Below are 2,142 nucleotides of genomic sequence, written 5' to 3'. Positions count from 1 at the left end.
CGGCCCGCAGCGATCGCTTGGCGGCCGCCGTGCAGCACAGGTTGCCGCCCTCGACGACGACATCGGCGCGCAACCGGCTCAGGTTGTCCTCCCGGATGGCAGCGCCGCCGGCCGCGAGCACCAGCACGTCGGCATCGACGTCCAGCCATGCCTCCGGCTCGCTCAGCACCGTCACCGAATCGGGCAGCTGGGCCCGGTCGATGGTGCCCGCCGGGTCGGTGATCTCGAGCAGCCGGGCAATCGGCAGGCCGGCCGGCGCACTCACCGTGCCCAGGATGTCGGCCACCGCCACGATCCGGTGCCCGTGAGCTTCCAGGTTCTTGGCGACGGAGCGCCCGACCGTGCCGAAGCCCTGGATGGCCACCCGCCGCAGCCGGTCGTCGGCGCGCAACCGCAGCGTCTCCAGCGCGCTCTCGGCGACCCCGTATCCGGTGATGTCCTTCAGATGCGTCCACAGCTCGGTCCAGTCCGAGCGCAGCCGGGTGATCCCTGGCTTGCGCACCACGTCGAAGCCGGCTGCGGCGAAGAAGAGGTCGCGGTCGTCGTGGGTGGTGCCCTGGTCGCAGCCGAGGTAGACGCCGCCGTGCAGCAGCGGCGCCACCGACCGGCCGAAGGCTCGCAGGACCTGGTCGCGGTGCTCGGGCACCGACACGATGCCGGCCTTCGCGCCGCCGATCCGCAGCCCCGCCAGGGCCAGCTTGACGGTCATGGCGGCGGCCAGGTCGCACACCTCGCGCTCGGTGACCGAGCCGGTCATCCGGGTGCCGCCCATGGCCATCCCGTCGACGAGGGAATCCACGACCACCCACCCGGTGAGGGAGTCGGTGTCGTTGCGGACAGCAGTCGAGAGCAGTGGCGAGTGCTCGGCCGAGTTCAGCCGCTCGTCCACGAGTACTGGACTCACGTAATTACCCCCTAAGGTTCCGCACAAGGTGACCGCCGTGGGCACCTTGCTCACTGCCTGACTAGCTGCACTCTCAGCGCCCGGCACCCGGGTGCTGAGACGATCACTGCGGGACGTCAACTCGGGCTGGCGGCGGCTGCCAGCTCGGCGGCGTCCTGGTCGACCCGGGCACGCGGATACAGCACGGCCAGCAGCGGGCCGGTCATCATCGTGGTGACGACCGCCATCACCACCATCAGCGAGTACAGCTGGTCGTCGAGGAAGCCCAGCTGCAGGCCGACGCTGAGGATCACCAGCTCGGTGAGCCCGCGGGTGTTCATGAGCGTGGCCAGCACGCCGGCCTCGCGGTTCGGAACCCCCTGCGACCGGGCGCCGAGGTAGCCGCCCAGCATCTTGCCGGTGATCGCGACCAGCATGATCAGGCCGAGCTGGCCCCAGGCGGTGGCGCCCAGGTCGGACAGGTCGACCTTGAAACCGGCGACGATGAAGAAGACCGGCAGCAGCACCAGGGTGGTGACCGGTTCCAGCCGGCCGGTGACCTGCCGGCGGACGCCTTCGGAGCCGTCCCGCGGCATGATCGCCCCGAACAGGAACGCGCCGAAGATGAAGTGCACGCCCATCCACTCGGTCGCCCACGACGCCAGCAACAGCCCCACCACGGCCGGCACCAGCAGATCCGACAGCGGCTTGCCCCTGCGGCCCTGGGCGGCGGACAGCTGGGCGAGCAGCGGGCGGACCACCATGAACATCACGGCCACGAACGGCGGCAACAGGAGGGTCCGCCACTGCTCCAGGCCACCACCGCTGACGGTCACCGCGACCGCCAGCAGGGACCAGGCCAGTACATCGCTGAGCGCGGCACTGGCCAGCGCCACCGTTCCGGTCGAGGTCCGGTTCATCCCGCGGTCGGACAGGATCCGGGCCAGCACCGGAAAGGCGGTCACCGACATCGCGGCCGCGAAGAACAGCACGAAGCCGAGCCGGTGCTGGCCATTCCCGTCGTGGCTGGAGTACAGGTAGAGACCCAGCCCCGAGCCCATCAGGAACGGCAGCACCGTCGAGCCGAGCGCGACGCCGACCGGCACCAGCTTGCGCTCGGCGACGGTCGCGTGCTCCAGCTCGCACCCGACGATGAACATGAACAGCGCCAGCCCGACGTTGGCCAGTGACGCCAGCAGCGGCCGGATCTCGGAGGGGAACAGGGTTGCGGCGATCTGACCGGAGAACAGCGTCGGACC

Annotated in this window: 2 protein-coding genes; both read right to left on the bottom strand. The window is 70.5% G+C overall.

The features are described from left to right. Positions 1–904, bottom strand: a 904-nt coding sequence (locus VF542_RS03265) for a Glu/Leu/Phe/Val dehydrogenase dimerization domain-containing protein (protein ID WP_408650273.1), incomplete at its 3' end; no start/stop codon positions are given. Positions 905–1,020: 116 nt separating this feature from the next. Further along, positions 1,021–2,142: cation:proton antiporter (locus tag VF542_RS03260; protein ID WP_408650272.1), on the bottom strand; the 1,122-nt coding region annotated here is incomplete at its 5' end.

The sequence above is a fragment of the Jatrophihabitans sp. genome (assembly GCF_036389215.1).
Lineage (GTDB): Bacteria > Actinomycetota > Actinomycetes > Mycobacteriales > Jatrophihabitantaceae > Jatrophihabitans_A.
The sequence above is the reverse complement of the archived record's forward strand: the minus strand, read 5'-3'. Positions and strand labels throughout refer to the sequence as shown.